This is a genomic window from Nonomuraea antri (assembly GCF_013283785.1).
GTDB classification, from domain to species: Bacteria; Actinomycetota; Actinomycetes; order Streptosporangiales; family Streptosporangiaceae; genus Nonomuraea; species Nonomuraea antri.
Genome location: NZ_JABCPZ010000034.1, coordinates 1 through 21,980 on the forward strand (window position 1 = coordinate 1; position 21,980 = coordinate 21,980).

General features: G+C 63.9%; 18 protein-coding genes and 2 pseudogenes. 7 read left to right on the top strand and 13 right to left on the bottom strand.

Features of this window, described 5'->3' with window-relative positions; all coding sequences use genetic code 11:
• The first annotated feature begins 88 nt into the window (after nt 1-88).
• A complete protein-coding gene (locus HII36_RS13995; RefSeq protein WP_173523587.1) occupies nt 89-1,207 on the top strand; it encodes a hypothetical protein in 1,119 nt (372 codons plus the stop codon).
• 31 nt (nt 1,208-1,238) lie between these two features.
• Here HII36_RS13995 and HII36_RS14000 read toward each other — a convergent pair.
• Both HII36_RS14000 and HII36_RS14005 read right to left on the bottom strand, forming a co-directional pair.
• Nucleotides 1,239-1,577, bottom strand: a pseudogene (locus HII36_RS14000) (leucine zipper domain-containing protein); the annotation flags it as partial.
• A gap of 633 nt (nt 1,578-2,210) precedes the next feature.
• Nucleotides 2,211-2,486: a hypothetical protein gene (locus HII36_RS14005; protein ID WP_173523588.1), complete on the bottom strand. Its 276-nt coding sequence runs from the start codon at nt 2,484-2,486 to the stop codon at nt 2,211-2,213.
• A gap of 557 nt (nt 2,487-3,043) precedes the next feature.
• On the opposite strand from HII36_RS14005, the gene HII36_RS14010 reads away from it, so the two are divergent.
• From HII36_RS14010 to HII36_RS14020, 3 genes are all read left to right on the top strand, one after another.
• Nucleotides 3,044-4,021: a hypothetical protein gene (locus tag HII36_RS14010; protein WP_173523589.1), complete on the top strand. Its 978-nt coding sequence runs from the start codon at nt 3,044-3,046 to the stop codon at nt 4,019-4,021.
• Between the two features lie 471 nt (nt 4,022-4,492).
• The gene (locus HII36_RS14015; RefSeq protein WP_173523590.1) at nt 4,493-5,617 is read left to right on the top strand and encodes a hypothetical protein; all 1,125 of its coding nucleotides are present in this window, start codon (nt 4,493-4,495) and stop codon (nt 5,615-5,617) included.
• A complete protein-coding gene (locus tag HII36_RS14020) occupies nt 5,614-7,410 on the top strand; it encodes an ATP-binding protein (RefSeq protein ID WP_173523591.1) in 1,797 nt (598 codons plus the stop codon). The genes HII36_RS14015 and HII36_RS14020 overlap by 4 nt, the downstream gene beginning before the upstream one ends.
• Before the next feature lie 563 nt (nt 7,411-7,973).
• On the opposite strand, the gene HII36_RS14025 is transcribed toward HII36_RS14020, so the two are convergent.
• The 4 genes from HII36_RS14025 to HII36_RS14040 form a co-directional block, all read right to left on the bottom strand.
• Entirely contained in the window at nt 7,974-8,225 is a 252-nt protein-coding gene (locus tag HII36_RS14025) for a hypothetical protein (protein WP_173523592.1), read from the bottom strand.
• Between the two features lie 2 nt (nt 8,226-8,227).
• A complete protein-coding gene (locus tag HII36_RS14030) occupies nt 8,228-9,610 on the bottom strand; it encodes a hypothetical protein (protein ID WP_173523593.1) in 1,383 nt (460 codons plus the stop codon).
• 4 nt (nt 9,611-9,614) lie between these two features.
• Entirely contained in the window at nt 9,615-9,848 is a 234-nt protein-coding gene (locus tag HII36_RS14035) for a hypothetical protein (protein ID WP_173523594.1), read from the bottom strand.
• Nucleotides 9,849-10,104: 256 nt separating this feature from the next.
• Nucleotides 10,105-10,749, bottom strand: a complete 645-nt coding sequence (locus tag HII36_RS14040; RefSeq protein WP_173523595.1) for a restriction endonuclease — start codon at nt 10,747-10,749, stop codon at nt 10,105-10,107.
• 29 nt (nt 10,750-10,778) lie between these two features.
• On the opposite strand from HII36_RS14040, the pseudogene HII36_RS14045 reads away from it, so the two are divergent.
• Both HII36_RS14045 and HII36_RS14050 read left to right on the top strand, forming a co-directional pair.
• Nucleotides 10,779-11,088: pseudogene (locus tag HII36_RS14045) on the top strand (IS5-like element ISDge16 family transposase); the annotation flags it as partial.
• A gap of 439 nt (nt 11,089-11,527) precedes the next feature.
• Entirely contained in the window at nt 11,528-12,826 is a 1,299-nt protein-coding gene (locus tag HII36_RS14050; RefSeq protein WP_217369510.1) for an IS701 family transposase, read from the top strand.
• On the opposite strand, the gene HII36_RS14055 is transcribed toward HII36_RS14050, so the two are convergent.
• The 6 genes from HII36_RS14055 to HII36_RS14080 form a co-directional block, all read right to left on the bottom strand.
• Nucleotides 12,813-13,718, bottom strand: coding sequence for a hypothetical protein (locus HII36_RS14055; protein WP_173523596.1), 906 nt, complete (start codon nt 13,716-13,718; stop codon nt 12,813-12,815). The two genes, HII36_RS14050 and HII36_RS14055, sit on opposite strands and share 14 nt — an antisense overlap.
• A gap of 121 nt (nt 13,719-13,839) precedes the next feature.
• Nucleotides 13,840-14,562: a hypothetical protein gene (locus tag HII36_RS14060; protein WP_173523597.1), complete on the bottom strand. Its 723-nt coding sequence runs from the start codon at nt 14,560-14,562 to the stop codon at nt 13,840-13,842.
• A 373-nt stretch (nt 14,563-14,935) separates the two neighbouring features.
• Complete coding sequence (locus HII36_RS14065) at nt 14,936-15,217, bottom strand: hypothetical protein (RefSeq protein ID WP_173523598.1); 282 nt, start codon at nt 15,215-15,217, stop codon at nt 14,936-14,938.
• Nucleotides 15,218-15,480: 263 nt separating this feature from the next.
• Nucleotides 15,481-17,490: a hypothetical protein gene (locus tag HII36_RS59475; RefSeq protein ID WP_173523599.1), complete on the bottom strand. Its 2,010-nt coding sequence runs from the start codon at nt 17,488-17,490 to the stop codon at nt 15,481-15,483.
• A 38-nt stretch (nt 17,491-17,528) separates the two neighbouring features.
• Nucleotides 17,529-17,822 carry a hypothetical protein gene (locus HII36_RS14075; protein ID WP_173523600.1) on the bottom strand — a complete coding sequence of 98 codons (294 nt, stop codon included), beginning with the start codon at nt 17,820-17,822 and terminating at the stop codon, nt 17,529-17,531.
• A gap of 516 nt (nt 17,823-18,338) precedes the next feature.
• Nucleotides 18,339-18,638: a nucleoside triphosphate pyrophosphohydrolase gene (locus HII36_RS14080; RefSeq protein WP_173523601.1), complete on the bottom strand. Its 300-nt coding sequence runs from the start codon at nt 18,636-18,638 to the stop codon at nt 18,339-18,341.
• A gap of 129 nt (nt 18,639-18,767) precedes the next feature.
• Here HII36_RS14080 and HII36_RS14085 point away from each other — a divergent pair, with 129 nt between their 5' ends.
• A complete protein-coding gene (locus tag HII36_RS14085) occupies nt 18,768-19,778 on the top strand; it encodes an HNH endonuclease family protein (RefSeq protein WP_173523602.1) in 1,011 nt (336 codons plus the stop codon).
• 44 nt (nt 19,779-19,822) lie between these two features.
• On the opposite strand, the gene HII36_RS58625 is transcribed toward HII36_RS14085, so the two are convergent.
• Complete coding sequence (locus HII36_RS58625) at nt 19,823-21,421, bottom strand: restriction endonuclease (RefSeq protein ID WP_217369507.1); 1,599 nt, start codon at nt 21,419-21,421, stop codon at nt 19,823-19,825.
• Nucleotides 21,422-21,980: the final 559 nt, after the last annotated feature.

The following is a 21,980-nucleotide window of genomic DNA, read 5'->3' on the forward strand; positions in this document are numbered from 1 at the left end:
ATTCACCCCCAGCCCCACCCTGACCTGCGTCCGCACAGACGTCCCGATGACCACACCCCCACCCATGACCCAAGCCGCAGGTTGGCGTATGGCCGTGGCATTCACCGACGGCAACCCCACCGACCTCGCCACCACGCACGACGGACAGGTCTGGGTCGTCGGCAAACGCCAGACCAAATGCGCCACGCCCAACCCCGGCAGCACGATCAGCGACAGCATCATCAGCGGCGGCCACAACACCACCAGCGGTGCCGACAACACCATCAGCGATGCCGACAACACCATCAGCGATGCCGACAACACCATCAGCGGCGCGGTCTGGCACTACAACGGCCGCGAATGGCGCTCACTCCCCGCGCCCGACTGCGCCACCGAACTGACCCGCGTCCTCACGACGACCGCGGGCGCCGTGTGGGTGCTCGGCGAAGGAAGCAAGACCGGCTGCTCAGCCCGCTGGAACGGCACCACCTGGACCGACGAGAGCACCCTGACCAGCGACACGGTCCTGGCGGCGTTCGGCACCGACGGGCTCTGGCTCAGGAAGGGAACCGCCCTCGTCCGCCGTTCCGGCCGCTCCACCCGCAAGTACGAACTCGGCATGACCCCGCAGACGGTCAGCGTCCTGGGCCCGAACAAGGCCTGGGCAGTCGGTTTCCGCCGCCCGGCCGACAAGGAGGCGGAACAGTACACGGCCGCGGAGAACGTCCCGCACTTCGCCCGCTGGAACGGCCGAGTCTGGGACCCCATCCCGTCCCCCGAACTCGACCTCCCCAAGGACGCCCGCCGCTCCTGGCTGTTCCTCACGGACCAGTTCGCGTCCGCCCCCGACGACGTCTGGGCCGTGGGCCGGGTCGGCTCCAAGATCCCGCCCCCGGCCTGCACCCCCATGGAGGACGAAACCTGCGTCCAGGCCCGCCTGCTGATCCTGCACTGGAACGGCACCACCTGGTCCCAACACCTCGGCAAACCGGTGGCCTGGGACATCAGCGGCCGAATCGCCCCGGACGGAACCGGCGGTTTCTGGCTCCCGGAAGCGGACGGCAACAAACTCGCCCACCTGTCGCACGGACGCCTGACCCCGGTCCACCTCCCCGGCGACTTCACCCGCCTCACCGCCATCGCCACCCAACCCGGCACCACCCACACCTGGCTACTGGGCTGGTCCGGCGCCGCCCCACCCAACTGGATCCTCTGGTCCACCAAATGAAAGCCACACCGTCCCTCCCGACCATCGAGCTGTAGGCCAGACGGGAGAGCCGGTAGCGGGTCAGCACGCGGTGCACGGTCGAGGGGCGCAGGTAGGCGATGCACGCCGGCCCCACCGGCGGGCCAGTCGCACCTCGATGATGCACCGCTCGGTGCGGGTGGGTGTGCGGCGCGGACGGTGGTGCGGACGTGAGGAGCGATCAGCCATGCCGGCTGCTCCGTGCCGGCGGTAGCGGTCTGCCAGCGCCGGGCGGTGGTGACGGCGACCTGGAAGCGTTCGGCGGCGCGGCACAGCGGCAGCCGTCCTCGACGATGCAGCGGGCCAGGCGCAGACGCCCGATTTCGGTCAGCGGGGCGTTGCGGTGGGGCATGAAGCCTTCTGGTTCAGGTGCAGATGTCACAATCCACACCGAACCGAAGGCCCTCACCTTTTCACAAGATCATCCGAGTCGTGTCGTCCCGTACCTAACCTCTGTGGTCAGTACGGCCAGAGCCTGGCACGCCACCGTTCAGCTCATTCAGCGGGCAAGGCGCAGCAGGCGTGACTCGCCTTCGGCCACCATGACCAGGTCGGCACCCGCGAGCGTCGGCCAGGTACGGCTGGGTCTCCTCCCTGCGAGGAGGGACCAGCAGACCAGCCAGGGGAGGAAGGAGCCAGCCGGTCAACGGCCCGTCGCCTTCGATCCCGAAGCGCTACCCCCGCACCACCGGCAGGCGTGGTCTCTCGGCCGATTTCGACCCGTCTCCGGAAAGCTACGAGACCGAGCTCCACCTCCGGGGCCGGTCACGTGGTCAAGACTCCTCATCTCAACCACGTGACCCCACTCCAGACAGCTCCTCATGGTCACGAGGCCTCCGAATCACGGGTTCTTCTTGGCTGGCGAACCCCTTTCATCAGAGACCTCCCCCGCGACCCGCCCACAACACACCCTGGCTACTCACGCCCCAAGATCAGGCTGTCGGCACGCCGTGGGCGTCATTGCCACGATTAATGACGAGTCGGGCTAGTTGAATGTTTCAGGCGGAAAGATCCTGAACCGATTATGCAGGTCGGTGCGCAGTTCGGAGAGATGGTCGTGCATGTGCTGACGAAGCCCGCTGAGTTCGTCGAGGAGCACGGCGAGGTCCTGAACCACCTCGTCGCGCGTACTGGTGAGCTCGATCAATGCCTCAGCGATTCTGGCCACTGTTGAGAGGGTGAGCGCCTGGATGGTCTGGACTCTTGCCTCCAGTACCCGAAGTCGCGTCACCAACTCGAGGATCTGTGCCTCAGCGTTCACGCATTCCTGCCTTTGTACAGCTAGGAAGGGAATCCCCGCGCCGCTGGGAGGGGCTCGGGGCTGACGATGAGCACAATGGCAGATGCTGCAGATCGTCGCTGGACGCGGCCGATCGCCAGGTGTGCTTTCTTCCCCCGGCACCCGGTGTGTTTCTCCCGTGGGAGGTACTTGGAACGCTCCGACCTCCACGAGAAAGCCGCCGTTGCGGAGAAAAGGCTGCAGACCAGGCAGGCTCAGGGGACAACATGACAGGGGTAGATCGAAGGGCAAGCACAGCCACCGCACCCGGTATCTCCTCAGCGTCCGAAAAGCCCAATGGCCTCCCAGCGTGATGCTGAGGATGTCTCGACCTCACCCCGGCATTACCGACATCGGGGTGTCGTAGGACAGCCACGCACTCCCGGCCGCGTCGGCCCGTCAACGCCGAGCCTTCCGCGCTCCACCGTACGGCTGCTCGGTGGGGCAAACCGATATGAGCCGCGGCCCGACTGACATACCGCGCCTCGACGCGATGATTCACCAGCGAGACCCCGGGAACGCCGTCTACGCTCGCGCCCATGCGAAAAGTGAGTATGGCGCTGACCGCGCTGCTGGTCCTGACCGGATGCGGGCAGAACGCCGGCGAAGATGGCCTGATGGACGCGATGGCCGCCGTGTCCGGAGAGGGACCCGCCGCCGCGTATTTCGAATACGGCGAACCGGCTTGGTGGCGTGAGCTGGGCGTCAAGGCGGGTGCCGGCGAGGCTCGCCGTTGGTTACCCGCGGCCGTCTCCGGCCTGGGCGACCTCGCCCCGGCCGCGGCGGCCCTGCCCGAGGCCACGGGGATGACCCCCGAGGCCGGTACGCGGGCGATCTCGATCGGCGTGCCTCCCCGGCAGGCGTTCCGGTTCGACGGTGACGTCGATTCGGACGCCGTCCGCGAGAAGCTGGCCGCCCGCGGCGCCAAGCCTCGCGAAATGGGCGGCCACGAAGGGCTCTCGTTCTTCCCCGGCGACGAGATCGACCTGTCCCGCGCGCTCGTTCCCGGCGTGACCAACCAGCTCAACCAGGTGGTGGTCACCGATTCCCTGGTGGCGGCGGCCTCGACCCCCGAACTGCTCACGGACGTCCTGGGCGGGGAGACGGCGCTGGCCGATAAGCCGGCGTACGCGGCCGTGGCCGCCTGCCTCGGCGACGTCGCCGCCGCCACGATCATGGCCCCGTCCCCTGCCGGTGGCACCGTCACGCTGTACGGAGTGGGGCTGCGTCGTCCAGCCGATCTGAACGACCGGCCCGTCAACGTCATCTGCGTGCTGCCGGCGACATCCGCCGCCGCCGACGTCGAACGCGCCCTGACGACCCGCCTCGTCCCGACGGGAAGCATGAGCAACGGCGGGACGTACGGAAAGCACGCCCAGGAGATCGCGCACGATCGGGTCAGCTCGGACGATCACACGGTGCTGCGGGCCGTCCTGACCCTGAACAGCACCACGAACGTGATGTTCGCCAACCAGATGCTGGTCCGGGGCGATCTCCAGACCTTGGCCACCTCATGAGGCAAGAGGCGACGAGCCCCGGCGCACGCGCGTCAAGCTGACACGAAGATGACCAGAAGGGCGGCGCACTGTCACCGGCAGGCCGGCGGCACACCGGGGGCGTAAAGCAGGCGAACCGGCGCGGCACGGTAGACAGCGACCGATGGATGGCTGAGAGCCGGGCACGTGATCGACGATCGATGGGCGCCGCCCGCCATTCTGCCCGCCGTCGACCGCGTGATTCTCACGTCGCGTGATTCGCGCCTGCGCCGAGTGGTGAGGCGTCGCCTTCCTGGTAATCGCCCCAGGCGCGAGAAATCTTTCCCCCGCTTTGAACGACTCCGAACAGGCGAGCTCAAGCACTCATGCGTGCGCTTTCCACCGAGAGTGACCTGGTGCTTATAAAGCCTGGATCTCCGCCGGACGCGTAGCTACTCTTCAACAGAGTGTGGTGATCGGTTGCGAAGCGTCACTGGAGGAGCTGGAGGTCCAGTGGAACAGCGTGACGCGCAAAGCCTCGCCGACATCCTGTCGGTTGCGCCATGGATGGAGCTCGAAGAATATGTCGACCACCTGCGGGAGCGGGTGGACACGGCCGTTCTGGCCTCCCACGAGCGGCGGGAGCAGCTCCGCGCCGAGATATTGGCGGAGAATCCAGATCTGAGCGCCCAGATACGTCGTCCGCCGCTTGAGAAGACGCAATGGGCCAAGCATCTGCTACGCACCGGAGTCGTCGCCGCCTCCGATGGGACGCTTGCCGCCGTACCCCTCCTCAGCGGCACGAAGATCCAGGTCGGCGTGGTGATCGTCACCAACACCGGCGAATCCGTCGGCCTCGTGACAAGGGTCTTCGAGCACGAGCTGACCACCACCGGCGACACGGCCAGAGAGTTCTTCGACAATCTCCGCAAGGTGCACGGCACCTCGAACCTGGCCAGCCGTGCCCTCATGCTCTTCGGCGAACGCAAACTCCTGCTCGCGCAAGAGGCCGACTGGCGGATGATCCACGGCGAGCTGATTCCCTTCGAACTTCGTACCGGCGTGGGACATCCGGGCGGGAATCTGCCGCCCGTCTTCGATCTCGTCCGCCACTACATCAAGGACCAGCGGTTCATCGCGGTCAGTGAAAGCCCCGAAGACCTGGACGTGCTCAACGCCGGCATAGTCCTGGAACCGGGGGAGTTCATCGAGCTGCGCACGCTGGCCGACGACCTCACCGGCTTTTTGGACGGCGACGAGAGGTCGGGAGGGACCAAGGCCCTTTTCAACCGGATGGATCAGGCGAATTTCCGCTCCTTCATCGCGGAGGTCGGGCCGGAGGTGACCATTCTGCTGATCAAGGCCGGGCATCGTCCGTTTCTCCTGGAGTGTCACCGGGAGCGGGTCGAGGAGGCGGCGGCGCTCTTTCTCGCCGACGCGCTCTGGACGCGAGGCCTGCCCGACACCGGCGCACCCGCGACCGCGCGCGGCTTTCCCTTCCACATCGACCTCGCCGACAACGTGGCCCGCACGATGTTCAAGGGCGGGGAATTCCGGACGTTCATCGAAACGCGCTTGATGGAACTCGGAGTGGAGCACGGACTCACCGATCTGGACCCGCGGAGGACACGAGGATGAGCTCGGACACCGAGATCGAAGCCGAGGTCGAAGAATCGCTGGAAGGGCCGGAAGACCAGCACGACGCGCCTGCCCCCGCGGAACAGGAGATTCCTGCCGAAGACGTGGAGGCCGCCGAAGCCAGCCTCGCCCGATCGCTGATCACCCTCGGTTTCGTCGCCTTCGACGGGCCGGGAACGGACAACACCAGCAGTGGCGTCATGGTCTCGGAACAACTGCGCCGCCATTTCCGCCGCGACGCATACGTGGGCGTTGACGACACCGAACAAGGCATCGTCTTCCTGGGACGCGTCGTCGAAGGCCCCTTCCACAGCCCACACGAGATCAGCCCCGATTCGGCCATCAGCCGTACCACACTGCTCCATCCGGAACGCACCCAGTTCCGGCCCACCTACTACGCCGCCGGCACGATCGAGATCCTCGGTGAGGTCACGCCTACGGAGAACGTTCTCCCCACCTCGACCCGCCCCCGCCCGTACTCCCAGGTGTTCATCTATCCCAGCGACCGGCTGCGCCGGATGCTCGGCATCGAAGGCGACATGCAGTTGGGCTCGCTGCTCGGCTACGACGATGTGAGAGTCGAGGCGAATTCGGCGAACAAGGGTTTCCTGCCGCGTAACGCCGGCATATTCGGCACCGTCGGATCGGGCAAGTCCAACACCACCCAGGTGCTGATGGAGGAAGCCATTCGCGCCGGCTGGGCGGTCGTCGCCATCGACGTCGAGGGCGAATACGTACGGATGGACGAGGGAAACGACGAGCCCCACCTCGCCCGCCTGCTGGAGGAACGTTTCGACGAGCGGCGTCCGCGCGGCATCCCGGACTTCCGGGTGTACGTGCCGAACGCCGGCATGACGGACGCACCCGATCCGCTGCCTTTCAAGGTGCCGATCGCCGACGTGCCCGAGGAAATAGTCGCCGACGTTCTCGAATTCACCGAACCCCAGGTGAGAATGTGGGGTGCCATCACAGGCCAGGCCCGGCGCAACGCGGAGAGGACCTCCCGGCCGGGCAAGATGGGCGCCCTCGCCGCCCCCGCACCGCCTTCTCCCGCTCGCCCCTACGATCTCAGCGACCTGATCGACGGCTTGCAGGAGGACCCGACCACGGGCGGCATGCCCCTGCTCTCGCCCGGGCTCCTTTCGATGGAGAAGGCCACCGCGTCGACGCTGCGGAACAAGCTGTACAAGCTCGGCAGATCCGAGATGCTCGACTGGCGGCCCACCAGGAATACGCCGTACCTGGACGTGGACGAGCTTCTCGTGGAGCGGCGCCTGAGCGTCTTCGACGTGAGTGAGACCAACGACAGCGCCCGCAACATCGCCATCTCCTTCCTGCTGCAGGCCCTGTTCGACCGGGTGATCGCGGTGGCTCGCGGCGAACCCATCGGCAAGGACGGCCGGCCGCGGCCGCCGGTGCTGGTCGTGATCGAGGAGGTGCACACGTTCGTCTCACGGGCCAGCGCCGGCAGGATGCGAGCGGTACTGGACCAGTTGCAGGTCATCAGCCGTCGCGGCCGCAAGCGCTGGATGGGTCTGGTGCTGGTGTCGCAGCAGCCCGGACATGTGCCGGAGGAGTTGTTCGAGCTGGCGAACACGCGATTCATCCATCAGCTCAAGTCGGCCGGAAACCTGGCTCCGGTGCGTGCCACCACGGGCGGCGTGCACGAGGCGCTGTGGTCGACGGTTCCCGCGCTGGGGCAGGGACAATGCCTGCTGACGGGCTCGGTGTTCCGCAACCCGGTCTTCGTGCAGATGCGCCCGGCGCGTTCCCGTCGCATGCACACGGCGTGACCAATCCGGGGGCGCCGCAGGCGGCATGCGCTTCGAGCATGCCGGCAGATTGATGGCATACGGGCATAGGACGGCTGCTTGAGCGGCGGCGTGACGTGGGCTCATCATCGGTCCGATAGACCACGTTGTTGAGCGCATGACCACGGGTGCGAATCTCGGCGTTGCTGACCCTGCTCCAGTACAGGCTCAGTCATCCGGGAGGCCCGCGATCAGGAGCGCCGGCCTGAGGTTCTACTGCGTCTTCCGGCCGATCTTCTCACGGATCCCTTCCATGACCTGCTCCGCCTCGGCTTCGCTGATTTCAACGAGATCTCGGCCGGGGGGGAGAGAGAAAGGTCGAGAAAGTGTCTCCCCTGATGGCGGCGAAGTGCGAGGAGCTGTTTCCGCCGGACCCTCCGGAGTTCCGCACACGCAATCAGGGCTGCCACAGACTCTACGGCGGCTGAGGCATTGAAGGCATCAGGAACCCATGACCCTCCGTTCCTAGCCATCCTGGCTTGCAATCTCAGGGAATGTTTGGAGGGGCCACAAGATTGGGTGGAAAGGACTGGCCTCTTGCCGACCTAGCCGAACATCGTCCGAAACCGCTCCATGACCCGCTCTGCCTCTGCTTCGCTGAGTTCGACAAGCCTTTCTGTCGACTCGCCACGCCTCCAGCTATCGATGATGTCACTTTCACGCCATTGGAGATCTCTCCGAAAGGTTTCGTCGATGATGCCGCCATCCGACAGGATGCGTCGCCGTGCCAGGCCGCTCGGAGAATCGCGAGTGTCGTCGGTGAACAAGAGGCCGTAGTACGTGACCTGCTCTTCCATGGTCAATCACTTTCCGTGTATTCGGGGATGTCTCTTGCTCCGCGTGGTACGGGGACAGCCTCGAAGATCTGCTTCTCGTACTCCTCCAAGCGTGCCCGGTCCTGAGGCGATAGCTTCTTCTTGTACTCGTAGACTTCGTGCGTCACTTCCTTCGCCCACAGACTCGATGGCGTGTGTATCTGCAGTTCGAATAATTGCCCATCAGGTCCCCGCCACCTCGTGTTGACCCCCTTATACTTGCCGGGCTCACTCCAGTTCGGGATCTGCTGGACCAACTCGAACCCACGCTGCTCCAATGCCTTCTTTGTATCCGCGACGCCCTTCGCGTAGCGATCTTCACTGAAGGTGAAGGTGTAGCGGATTCCGTCGTGCAGTTTGGCGCTGAGATCCTCCGGTGTCCTGTGAGGGTTGTTCTCCATCGCCTTCGCGAGCTTTTCCTTGAATCGGTCCGGGCCTTTGAGCACATGCTCGGGGAAGCCCGACATTTCGGCTCCGAGGTCACCCGCCGCAGCCTGCACCCCCGACGATATCTGTGGCTCGACCGCCCGCATCTTGGCGAGCCTGCGGTCTGCCACACGGTTGGCCTCCGGGCTCAGGGTCAAGTTCTTCCACTCCCAGCTGCCATCCGACTTGATTCGGGCAGGGGCGACGGCTGAGCCTGCGTTGGCCTTGGCAACCTTGAGAAGCTCGTCCATCTTGCTGACGACCCGGGCCATCCTGCTCGCCACGGAGGCGGCGCCGCCGAGGCCGCCGGTGGCGGCGCCGATCAGAATGTCGGGCCCAAGCCTGCCCAAAGCGCGGTTGGGATTGTCGACCCAGGTCTCCCAATCCACGATCCCCTTGAGGAACTCCCAGGGATTCTGCACCCCGGCGACGATCCCGTCCTTGGTGTCCTGGGCTTGGCGCAGCCATCCGTCGCGGTCGATGAGCCGACGTAGTTCGGAGTAATCCCACATCGTGCCCGCGAGACCGGCTGTGCTTTCCACCGCGCCCTTGGCCATTTCCGCCATAGGGTTGCCGGAGTTCTGATCCAGATCGAAAGTGGACTGCACGTCCTGAAGGAGCCGGTCCCACACGCCGCCCACCGTGGGCAGCGGCCGGCCGTCGAACATCTCGGGTTTGATGAACACCGGCAGGTCGGGCTTGACCTTGGGATCGTGCGCCACCAGGCGCTCCAGCAGCAGTACGCGCCGATGGAGGTCGGGCATCTTGGACCCGGCCCAGCCGCCCATCCTGCGAATCGTGTCGGCATGCGCGGTGGCGAGCCCGACACCCAGCAGCAGGCTCCACAATTCGTTGCCCGCGGACTCAAGGGTGCTCTGCGCTTTGCTCAGTTCGTCCTTGAGTGCGCGGACGCCGTCAGGGACCATGCCGTCGAGGGCCATGCCATTACCCCTGAGTTCGGGCCAGCAGGCCACGTAGGTCGTCGACCACGCCGGTGCACGCGGTCAGCAGGGCCTGCCTCTGCGCGGCCAACTCGGCGCCGAACTGGTCGGCTGCCGGCCCGGTCCACACCGGCTGGCCCATCAGCCCGAGAGCGCGGTCCAGGGAACCGCGTACCTGATCGGTCAGTTCTTCGGCTCGCCGCAGCGCCTGCTCCACCTGCTCACGCGACATCGGCATGTCAGGGATCCCTTGTTCTTCATGGGCAGCTATCCCGTAGACCCACGTGACGATAAAGGGAGAATTGCGGCCGGTCGAGTGAACTTGCCGAACTGGCATACGGCATGAACCGAACTGACCGCGCGTGCGTATCCCCTGATGGTGGCCGCGCCGCGTCGGCCTATTGTTCGTCTCTCGCTGCCTTCCGGGCGAAAGATAAATTCAGGAAGGGCATGGCTGAGCTTTGCCACTAGCGCTGAACCTGTGCCAAGAGAAGTTAGATGGTTGGGCCAGGTCGCCCAGACTGTTTGTGGTCAGACGCCCTCGCGTTTCTCGGTGGAGTTGCGCCCGGAAACACATCAATCTTCAGATGCTTCTTGATGAGGTGTTTGAGCTCGGCTCGGTTGATCAGAGTGATCCTGTTGCGCTGGGCGAACTGCTCACTGGCGCGGCCGAACCACGACGTGGTGACCAGGACGCCGATGGTCGCGTTGTGGTCGGCCATGACGCCGGTGAGCGCGTGCACCGCCTCTAACCCGACCAGCCTTGACCACCGCTTGGCCTGAATGAGGCAGACGCCGCTGAAGAAGAGGTCGTCGCCGGTCGCCACGGCGTCCACGCCACCGTCCTTGGACGGGATGGTGGTCCAGGCCTCGGCGTCCATGGCCACGAACAACTCCCGTACCAGGTGCTCGAACGCGGTCGGTGAGAGCTTGAGCAGGTTGCGCCGCGAGTCCAGCCCCGACAGGACGTTCATGTCCTCCGACAAGCGAAACCGCTTGAGATCGACGGTGATGAACGGCTCGATGGCTTCGAGATTGTAGGGGTTCGGCGAGACGAGCGCGTTGAGCCGTTTCAGGTAGGCCACTGGGTTGACGTCGGCCCGGACGAGGTCCTGAAACTCGGCCCGCTCGGCCTCCATTCTCAACAGGTGGGGGCTGCCGGCCGTCCCGTACCTGGCCGAGTGCGGTCGCCGCCGACAAGGCCTACTCCTCCCGCGGTGACCGAGCTCACCTGCGCCGGCGCGGCATCAAGGCGGTGATCCCGAAGAAGAGAGATCAGGCTGCCAACCGCAAGAACAAGGGCTCCGCGGGCGGACGGCCTATCGACTACGACGCCGATCTCTACAAGGAGAGGAACACCGTTGAGCGCCTGATCAACAGGCTCAAGGCATGACAAGACTCCGGACAGCTACCTGGCCGGCCTCCACCTGCGCGCCTCAATGATCTGGATCAAAGACCTCACCAGGACCACGTCTTGAATACGACTCGATACGCGGCCTAGAGCCTGTACGGCGATCAGAGGGATTGCCTGCGGTCTGCGCTGCGAGACCAAAGATCGTCAGGCCCAGGCTGAGGAATGGAGCTGGTCGGCGAGAACGGGCTGATGTAGGTGGCGTATACGCCTGGGTTCGAGGTCTGACGGCTACCAGAACGGGTTGATGTATGGACGATGTTTTATCCGGTCATAGATGCGGCGCAACCACGGCTGCTGAACCGCTGGTAATCGCTCCAGCGTGTTGAGGAACACCCACGCATTAGTACTCCAGCTGCACTTCTCCCCGGAGTAGGTGTGCTTAGGCATGCCTGGGCAGACCCAGTACTGCCTGGGTCTGCCCAGGCAAATCCCGGATTAAAGGGGAACGGCCACCGCTGTGATCATTCAGGTGTGATGGATCTGAAGATCATGCGGTGGCCGCGATGGCCAGGGTAGAACATCTCGACGCCACCCGTCTGCAAGCCGGTCTGGATGCCGCGTTCGCGCTGGTGGCGGGACGCTTCAAACGACCCGAGGTGCGGCGGCGGGCACGTGCTTGCCTGGAGGGCCTGCTGTCCGGGCTGGAGCGTAAGAACGGTTGGTCGCTGGCCGAATACGCCGGCGAGAGCACTCCTGATGGCATGCAGCGGCTGTTCAATGCCGCCAAATGGGATGCCGATGGCGTGCGCGACGACATCCGCGCCTATCTGATGCAGCACTTGGGCGAAGCTGATGGAGTCCTGGTCGGCGACGACACCGGCTTCGCCAAGCAGGGGGCCTGTTCAGCGGGAGTGCAACGGCAATACACCGGCACGCTGGGCAAGGTCGCCAACTGCCAGATCGGGGTGTTCCTCGGCTACGCCTCCGGCCGCGGCCGGGCCGTGCTGGACCGGGAGCTCTACCTGCCCAAGGACTCCTGGATCGCCCAGCCCGAACGCTGCGCCGCCGCACAGATCCCCGAGCAGACCGGCTTCGCCACCAAACCCCAGCTGCTGCAGGCCATGATCGAACGAGTGCTGGCCGCGGGGGTGCCGTTCGGCTGGGTGACCGCCGATGAGGCCTACGGCGACAACGGTCCGCTACGCCGCTACCTGGAAGAACACCAGGTCGGCTACGTGCTCGCCGTCTCCCGCGCCCACCAGATCACCACCGGTGCCGGCAAGGTCCGCGCCGATGTCATGGCCGCCAAGGTGCCCAAGAGCGGCTGGCAGCGCCTGTCCTGCGGGCCGGGCGCCAAGGGCGAGCGGCGCTACGACTGGGCACTGATCGCCACCGCTGGCCCAGCCCACCGCCTGCTCATCCGCCGCTCCCTCAGCAATCCCACCGACCTGGCCTTCTACCTGTGCCACACGCCCCGACCGGTGCCGTTACAGCGCCTGGTGCAGGTGGCCGGAGCCCGTTGGACGATCGAGGAATGCTTCCAGACCGGCAAGAACGAGGCCGCCTTCGATCACTACCAGGTCCGGCTCTATCCCGCCTGGTATCGCTATGTCACCCTGGCCATGCTCGCCCTGGCCTTCTTGGCCGTCACCCGCGCCACTCTCCGTCCCGAACCTGCCTCACCTGCTGGCACGGGTCAGCTCGTCGCGATCTCTTCCAACGAGATCCGCCGCCTGTTCGCCCTGCTGACCCGTCCACTCGTCGACGTGGAGCACATCCTGCATTGGTCGCGCTGGCGACGACGTCATCAAGCCCGCGCCCGGCAAAGCCACTACCAGCGACGACCGCTCAAAGATCGATAAGTGCGGCTGGAGTATTAGGGCGGAAAAGAGAGTTCGGCAGTAGTGGGGGCGGATCGTCGCGGCGAACGCCGGCGGGCATCCCGTACGCCGCCGGTAAGAGCCGCCGATCGTCGTGGAAGGCCAGATACGTCCACACATCTGCGGCCAGCGGGACCACTGCTCCTGCCTCGCATGGCCATACCTCGCCGGTCTGCGGATGCCGTGGTACCAGGGCGATGTCGGTGATGGCGGCGGGCAGGCCGGGCCCGGCCAGGACGAGGTGTAGTTCCGGTGGCCCAGGAGGGAAGAGAGCGTCGATCGCCTGACGAAACACCTCTGCGACAGGCCCATCGGGGACGGCCACCTGTTTACCATCCGAGACCGTCAGCAGGTGCGCCAGTGCCACCGCGACCGAAGCCTCCCACTGTGGACTCCAGTAACCACGCTGGTCAACGGGTGGCGTGCTCGATAGGTCCTCCCAGTCCATCACGCGCTGGACGGGGCCGGCGACGGCGACGGGGCGCACGGCGTCCGGCTCCAGCCACACCACCTGCCAGAACCCGCAGTCGTCGACACGGGTCGCCACCGGATGGCCGCACTTTGCGCACGCGAGGTTGGGGCCGTATTGGCCGTCCCACCCGCAACAGCAGCCGCCCAGCCGCTCCCAGATGAAGACCGTTCGCCGGACGTCGCCCGGCGCAATCCCGATCCTGTCCGCCGGGCCCGTGATGCAGTACCTCATTAGCCGGACGCCATATATTTCCGGTTCGGGCTGCAAGGGTTGCCAAGGCCGGCCGTCTCCAGGGTCCACGGCGTATGTTCCTGGCTCCAGAAGACTGGGGAGCAGGCCATAGCCGTACTTCTGGCCGGCGTGGTCGGGAAGCGCCACTCGCGCCACTCGCGTGGTCACCACGGCGCCACATTCTGCGCAGGCGAAAACGACCAAGCAGCCTCCCCTTGCCGAAATGATGCGACAATCGTGGCATAAATCTCGCTCTAGAGTTCAGACTTATGAACGCGGATGATCTCGATCGTCAATCGCGTCTGTAGACGCCCTCGGTAACGTCCAGCCGGCGCTCGGGAATGGGGAAGACGGGCGTGGTCGACCAGGGCGGACGGGTACGGCCCGCCAGGATGGCGACGATCCCGGCCCCCAGATCGAGGTGGCTCAGCAGGCAGCGCAGCCACTCGTCCCGCATCAGCTTGTCGGCGTGGATCAGGCTGTCCGCGTCGCCGATGGCCTCGCCGAAGAAGGCTTCATGGGTGTCGAACAGCAACACGATGCGCGCATGCTCTTCGGCGGCGTCGTTCAGATCCTTGGCGAACAGGCGCGGCAGCTCGTGCAGCAGGTCCGGTTCGGGCACCAGCGTGAGGATCTGCTCGGCATCCTCCTGCGGCATGCGGCGCTGCATCCGCCTCCGGGTAAAGACCTCGTCCATTCGTGAGTTCACCAGCTGGAACAGCTGCTGGCCCACGCGCAGGACAGGAAGCGTCATGACAGCGTCGGCGAGATCCAGGGCGATGCCGGTTTCCCTCCGAGGGAACAGCTCCGGAACCCGGTGCGCGATGTCGAAGCCGAGCTTGTGGAGGTAGGTGATCGCGGCGAAGTCGAATCGCGGAGTCGTGATCCGGTACCGGGCGAGCTGGCGTTTGATCATGAACAACGCGGAGAACGCCTCTTGCGGCCGATTCTCACCCCCCGGCCGCGCCCCGAAGTCGATCCTGGCCACCGGCACCTGCTCGCCGTGCTCGCCCAACCGCTCCAGCAGCTCAACGTCAGAAGCCTCGCGAACGGCCGTCCACTGGTCCGTGCGCAGGCAGCAACGCTGCTCCAGGTGCCGCAGCAGCAGTCCTGTATTGCACCTGTACAGGTTGTCCTGGGAGTCCGGTCTCTGTTCCCGTCCTGGCAAATTGGCTAGAAAGTATGCGTGATGTAGTGGATGGTCCTTGCCAGAGTCATTCTTTGCGGTATATGTCATACCTGCCAGGTCGGATCACTCGCTGCCACGGAAAAGCCTTTGACTCGCTGCATTCCGGATGGCGGGGCCATATGGCGTAGCAGGACGGCGACGGATCCCATGTTGGGGTTTTGATTCTGGTAGAGGCCGGCGCAGACGTCTGAAAATGGGCTCACGAGAGAAGAAGCGACCGCAGCTGTCGTGCGAATTCGATGACGTCCGCTCGGTGATCTCTTCCTGGTGCCCCGCGAGCTATGTAAATAGAAAGAAGCTTCTTGCCTTCTTGTGTCCAAGCTAGCGCTTTTGCTCCAACGACATTCCCGTCGGCGTCTTTTATGGGAGCGCTGTAGCCAGGGCCTGCGCCAGAGGGGAGGTCGATCCCTTTATCCTTTTCCTGCGTGTATTCTAGGCTTTCCAGTGTGGAGTCGAATGGGTTGTACAGTTCGATGGACATCAGTGCGCTGGTGTCTGGCTCTGGAGATTTGTTGATGATGCAGTGCGAAAAACGGGTTACTGACGTCGAACCACTCGCGAGGAAGTTGTTCAGTCCCAGAGCGCGAGCTATGGCTTGGCGGGAGACGACTCCACATTCCAGTGGCGGCACTGTCACGCTCGCCAAGGGATGTTGATCCTTAGGGAGAGGCGAAGAGGAAGGCGTGCAGGCTGCTAGGGTGGTGACTAGAACTACCAGCATTACCCCTGTCGTACGACAAGGTTTCAATCTTTGGCCTCCTCGTACTTTGGAACAGGCCTCTGGAACCCCTGCTCGACATTCTGGGATACGCTGGCGAAGATGCCCGAAGCCTTCGAGTGCTTCAACCACTCCTCGTACGCGGCCACCTCGGTCTCGGTCATTTGGCTGCGCGGCTTGATCAAACCTCCCTCGAGAAAATCGCCTTCCGAGCCCTTTGCGGAGTTTCCGAATGCGTGAGGATGGGTTCCATCTGATGCGGCTTCCTTTCCAAACAGGCCGTATCGCATCATGATGTTTGCGGTTACATCCTTGAAAAGATTCTGACTCTGGAGCAGCTTGCTCTCTCCTTGATCGCGCGCCTTATCGCCTTCGTTGAACTTTATTTTGTCACTGACAAACCCTTCGGCAAACTCGAAGATCGCGGCGGGCGCGTTTCCGAACGGCGTGAGCGCCAGCTTGGTGGTTCTTGCAAGGCCTTCTGAGAAGGCTTTGTTTCGCTCATCCTTTCTATCGGCATCGTTGATGCTGGCCATATTGCCGGCGTCGGTCACGAAGTAGAGCGATTTGCTCAAGGAGAACACTTGGGCCTTGAAGAAATCTCCCGGGCTGCCGGCCATGCTGTCCTTCAAAATCTTCTCACGATAGGCACTCTGCTCGGCTTTCGTGGCTTCAGGGTGGCGTCTCAGCCAGGCGGTGAACTCGCCGTTCACTTCTTTCGCGACCGCTGCTGCACGTGCATCCAACAGCTTGAGGCTGTACTCTCCGTGGCCTTCAACGATGGCACTGAATGCCTTCGGATCCTTTGCCGCCCAGGTCATCGCCTTCATTAGGTTTTCTCTGTCGAAGCGGGCACCATGAGGTTGGTTGCCGGGGAGGTTGGGGTCCGTATCTGGCAGTGGATGAACCCCTGGCTTCTCGGAGGTAGTGCCGTTGGCGACACGATGAACGTCGCTCATATAGGTGGAGAAGATGCGAGCGGCACTCTGTCGGCTATCGGCAAGGGCGGCCTGAGCTTTTGGATCCGACCAGAAGTGGCCGGCCCACGATGCGATGAGCGCCGACTTGTATCCGCGTGAAGTACCTGGAGGCTGACCATGGTCGCGGTATGTCCGAGTGGCGGCCTCGATCGCACGGCCGAGCGCCGCACCACGGTCGCTCCAGTGGGTCTCTCTCATCAGGAAGGCCAGGGGCTTACGCACAGGATCGGTGAAGAAATCCTGAGCGACCCTTGGATTCCTCGCCAGCGCAGTCGCCAGTCCGGAACTGAACGCGATGACGTCCGCGCGTTCCGAGGCTGGCTTCTGCGCGTTGTCGAAGACTTTGTTGGCGATGTCGCGAAGAAACGCGTCGTCGAAGGTGCCGTACTGCAGGAGCTTGTCAACGATACGGCCGTCTACCGCAGCCACAGATCCGTCGGTCGCTATCAGCTCATCGGTGTACCCCTTGGGCAGCCTCATGTCGCCGACGCCTCGCGAGGCTGTTCCGAGGGTCACACTCAAGGTTTTCAGCAATCGATCCAGGTCTGAAGACTGTGGTCCTGCACCATCCTTGACCATAGGGTTGCGTACTGAGCCATGAAGATCACCTAAGAGAGCCTTGAGTTCCTTGGGAGGAATCTCCTTCATGAGGGCGACGGCGAAGTACGGATCGTGCTGGTGCCGCTCCAAAAGATCAAGGGTCTCGCGGCTCAGTACCATCGGGCCCCCGGCTTCCGTAGCGTCCTTCCTCGCCTTCCGCAACTGGTCGGCGACGGACTTGGCCGCTGCCGCACCACCCGCAGGCGAGTTGGATGCCCAGAGCGTTTCGTCTGCCCAGACCACTCCCTTGTCCAGTCCGATCTTCTGGGTATTGATGATGAGGTCGAGGCGTTGCTGCAGCCTGGGTACCTCTCTCGCGACCTGGAACCCGATGTCCTTCAGAAGACCAGGGCCGGAGATCGTCGTACCGATCGAGCGCAAGGCATTGTGGATTTGGACGTCAACATCAGACCATGATCCCTCTAGGCGCTTCATCTCGGCGATGAGTTGCGTCATCAGCGCCGGATCTATGCCGACTCGGTTCGCCGGCGAACTCATCGGCGAACCCCGTCAGGGGGTGGAAAGAACGGAGGCCCGGTCCAATCAAGCGGATTCTTCATCTCCGGGCGCGCGGGGATGGATTCGACTTGTGCGAGCGCCCGACGAAAGACATCCCGGTAGGCAGCTTCCCAGCCCTGGCAATCCTGAATGAGCTTGTCCGCGGCCTTGCCCTTCATCGCTCCGCTTTCGAGCAGGCCGATGAGCTTGCGCACGTCGTTCGCGTGCTGGTCACGTAAGAGCTCGATCGTGCGTCGAGCTGCATTGATCTCTTCCTGCGTCGCCATCATCCGGGTTCCTCCGGACCTTAAGACGGCTATCCCTGGGATCAATGTGACGATATGGGGTGGACGCAACCTCGTCGAGGACAACTGCCGAACTGGCATGAGCTCACAAGTTAGGTGCCAGGCTTGATCAGGTTTGACGGAGATCCGAGATCAGGGTTTCGTCCTCGGGAAGGAATCTCAATGATTGAGTCAAGCCGTCTGTGCGAGTGGCGGGGAGGGGTGTAGAGCCGCTTGTCGCAGCATGGCCCACAGCATGCTCGGCGGTAGGCGCCGATGGCGTGATCCCTCTTGACGCTCCATGGCCGGGCCCAGTCGCCGATGACGACATCGTTGACGAGCGTGCCATCTGGGTGGGGGTCGCTCCACGGCCAGCAACAGCCGACGGTCACGGGCGGTGCCAGCCCCGAGGCGAGAATGGATTCGAGCTCTTGCGCGCCTCGGCACGTGCCCAAGCTCGCAGCCTCCCGGTTGGCTCCTGACATTCAGCAAGCGGATTTCACGCTGGCGAAGGCGTGGGTGTCACGCCAGGTAGAGCCGGTTACGGAACGCGCCGCGTTCCTCTCTCTTGGCCGCCGCCACTTCTTCGACCGCCGTCCAGTCATGCCCATGTACCGCGGCCAGCGCGCGGAGGACCTCGTACACGTCGGCGATCTCTGCGGTGACCCCGGCGGGGGAGGCTTCGTTGAGCTCAGTGGCCTCTTCGAACAGCTTCGTCAGTAGGGCTTTGCGGTAGTCGGCTTCGTCGAGCACGGTGACGATCGGTTCTTCGCCGTTGCGACGGATGATGTCCGGAATGTTGTCCCGCACCAGCTTGCCCACGCTTCATATCCTTCGCTCTTCCAAGGTCTCCCCGTAGAGCTCAAAAGCCTATCCAGGCTCAGTGACATCGCCGGTGATCGCGAACTACTCTGAACCGGTCGATATCGCGATCAAGACTGGCATATACGGATGACTCTGGAGTTCTTCCGCGAAGAGCCCACCGCCCGCTCCTCCTGGCGGCTGGCCGTGCTCATGGGCGCCAACGTGCGTACCTACAAGTTCGCCCTGGGCGAGGCGTTGCTGGGGGCCGCCGCCGAAGGCCGGGCCGACATCCTGCTCAGAGACTTGGCCAAGCCGTACGCGATGAGTCTGGTGGAGCATCTGGCTCATGCGCCGCAGGCGTCGACGAGGGGCACCCCCCGCGAGTCGGATTTTCTGTCCGTGGCGCAGAAGGAGGCCGCCGAGTCCGTCCGGCTCGGTTCCCCGACCGAGAAACTGCTGGCCGCTGCGATGAAGTCGATGCCCGAGATGGTGATGCAGAAGTTCCACAACCTGCGCGGCGAAGGCGCTGAGGTGCCTCACCGCTTCTACGAAGTGACTGGCACTTCCCGGGAACGGGTGGTCAGGTTGACCGCTCACCTTCGCGAGGTGGCACTGTCGGAGCAGCAGTCCGGTTTGCAGGCGGAACTGGTCGCGCGATGGAGCATCGTCGAGACGTCCTTCGCCGCCGGAGTAGGGCGAAGCCTGGTCGAGGAAGGCGTCGCCGTCGACCTGGAGGCGCTGCAGATCACCGACAAACAGCGCCGACGCTCGGTCACAGGGGTTACCGAGGCCGTCATCGGGTTCCAGCATGGCCGATGCATCATCTGCGCTGAACCGCTCATCCTTGGTGTGGACGAAGTCGCCGTGGACCACGTGTTCCCGTATTCGTTCAAGCGGCTACTGCTTGGCGCGGACATAGATCTGGACGCGATCTGGAATCTGGCACCCGCGCACAGGGACTGCAACGGGCAGAAGAGCAACCGTCCGCCCACAGACGGCCAGCTCACCCGTCTAGCTCTGAGAAACGAGGCGATCATGAAATCGCCTCATCCGCTGAAGCGAACCCTTCAACTGTCCTTGAAACGCCACGGCGTTGCAGAAGGACGCGCCGACGGATGGTGGAAATTCATCCAGGAGGTGCGCCATAAAATGAGCTAGCGCATCTGATAGAACACGTGCGCATCACAGATTCACATATCGCGTCAGATAGTGGGCCCAGGGCGGCCGGTTTGCTTATTGTCGGAGGCTCTCAAGTTGCGTGGGGGTGTGGTGCCTGGAATGACATCGATGTTCAAGTGTTTCTTGATGAGATGTTTGAGCTCCGCACCGTTGATGAGGGTGATCCTGTTGCGCTGAGCGAACTGCTCGCTGGCCCGACCGAACCATGAAGTGGTGACCAGGACACCGGTAGTTGCGTTGTGATCGGCCATTACGCCGGTGAGGGCGTGAACAGCTTCGAGGCCGACCAGATTCGCCCATCGCTTCGCCTGGATGAGACAGACACCTCCGAAAAAGAGGTTGTCGCTTGTTGCCACGGCGTCAACACCGCCGTCTTTCGAGGGGATGGTCGTCCATGCCTCGGCGCCCATAGCCACGAACAGCTCTCTCACCAAATGCTCGAACTCCGTGGGCGAGAGTTTGAGCAGGTTACGCCGGGAATCGAGCCCCGACACGACGTCCATGTCCTCGGAGAACCGGAAGCGCTTGAGATCGAAGGTAATGAATGGCTCGATGGCTTCAAGATCGTACGGGTTCGGTGACACGAGAGCGTTGAGGCGTTTCAGGCATGCCACCGGATTGACGTCGGCGAGGACGAGGTCTTCGAACTCAGCCCGTTCGGCCTCAACGCTCAGCAGGTGAGGGCGAACCTTCTTGCCTGTCGCCTGATCGACGGTGTTGAGGCGTCCGTTGAACACGACCGCTTCGACGAGTTCACGGGGTGTCGAGGTGAAGATCTCGTGCAAGGTGCGGAGCGCAACGTCGGCGAGGAGCTTGGCGTATCGCTGCTTCACTTCCGTCTGCGGCCGCGGAATCGGGTCGATGGTGTCCCGAGCTTTGACGTACTTGTACGCACGTACCTCCGGCACGACGCTCTGCGGCGGTAGCTCGAATTCGACGACCAGATCGCGGTTCTCGGGGCGATATGCCACCTGGAAGAGCTTGGGGAATCCCGGCGGGTACGTCGATCGTTCCAACACCTTCGTCGCGAACCACTCCAACGCTTCCGGACGGCCAGCGTCGAAGTCTGCACGTATCTGGTTGAGCTGAGCGTTGGCTTCTGCGACCTTCCTCTTCTCCTCGGCCACCCGGCGGTCGTAGGCGCTGCGAGCGGCATTCAACTCGCTCAGCCGTTGTTGCACACGCTGCTGATAGCTGTCAGTTGCTCTGTTGTAGCGGGCGCGGGCTTCGGTCAGGGCTCGTTCGTAGCGAGCCTTGCCTCCGAGGAGCTTGCCCACGCTGGATGGTGGGGAAGGTTGGTAAGCCGCCCAGTCGGGAGCCGACTCGGAGACGGTCAGGCGGGGATCTGGCGCGAACGGCGGTATGGAGCTGGCCACTCGCATCTGATCGAAGGAGAGAGGGCGGACTCCCAGCGCCGAGACCAAGACCTTGTCTAGTTCTCCAATGCGCTGGGCGACCTCGGCGGACTTCCGCTCGGTGCTGGATTGCTGACGTTCGAGGTGTTGGCGTTGGCGCTCACGTTCCTGCTCTTTGGCGGCCTTCGCAGCTTCGCGGGCTTGTCGTTCGGCTTCGCGGCGAAGAGCTGCCTGGCGCCGTTCCCACTCGCTGCGACCACTCGCCACCTCAATCAGCCCTCCGCTCTACACCGGAACAGCCGGACACGGTCAACCCATCGGCAGGCCGGCCCGCGGTCCACCCCTGTGACGTTCAGTTCAGAGTAGATCGACTGTTCGTGTTCGTCACGGGGATTAACCGGCAAGGTGGCGTCCGCGCTCGACCTGGTGCAATCGCTGGGCTTCATGGAGGCGGTCCGGCTGAGACAGGGACTCGACGTGCGGAAACAACGTCAAGATCATCCCGTGCATATCCCGTGATCAAGGTCCTATGGCTGCATGCGCCTGCTCTCGGTGGCCTATCCGGGTCTGGAAAGCAAAGACCTGCGGCTGAGAAACCGCAGGTCAGAAGGCGAATCGCTTGGTGGAGAAGAGTGCCCCCGGCAGGATTCGAACCTGCGGCACCCGCTTTAGGAGTCAGCCAAACAGCCTGGCCGTTTCCCCAGGTCAGAGGGCTGAGCAGAGGCGAGCCGGACGAGAATTGCGCACGTATTTGGCACGGCTCGGTCGTTCATCTACTGCACTCGATCAACGATCGATAGCCGGGGAGCACACCTTGAAGGGGACG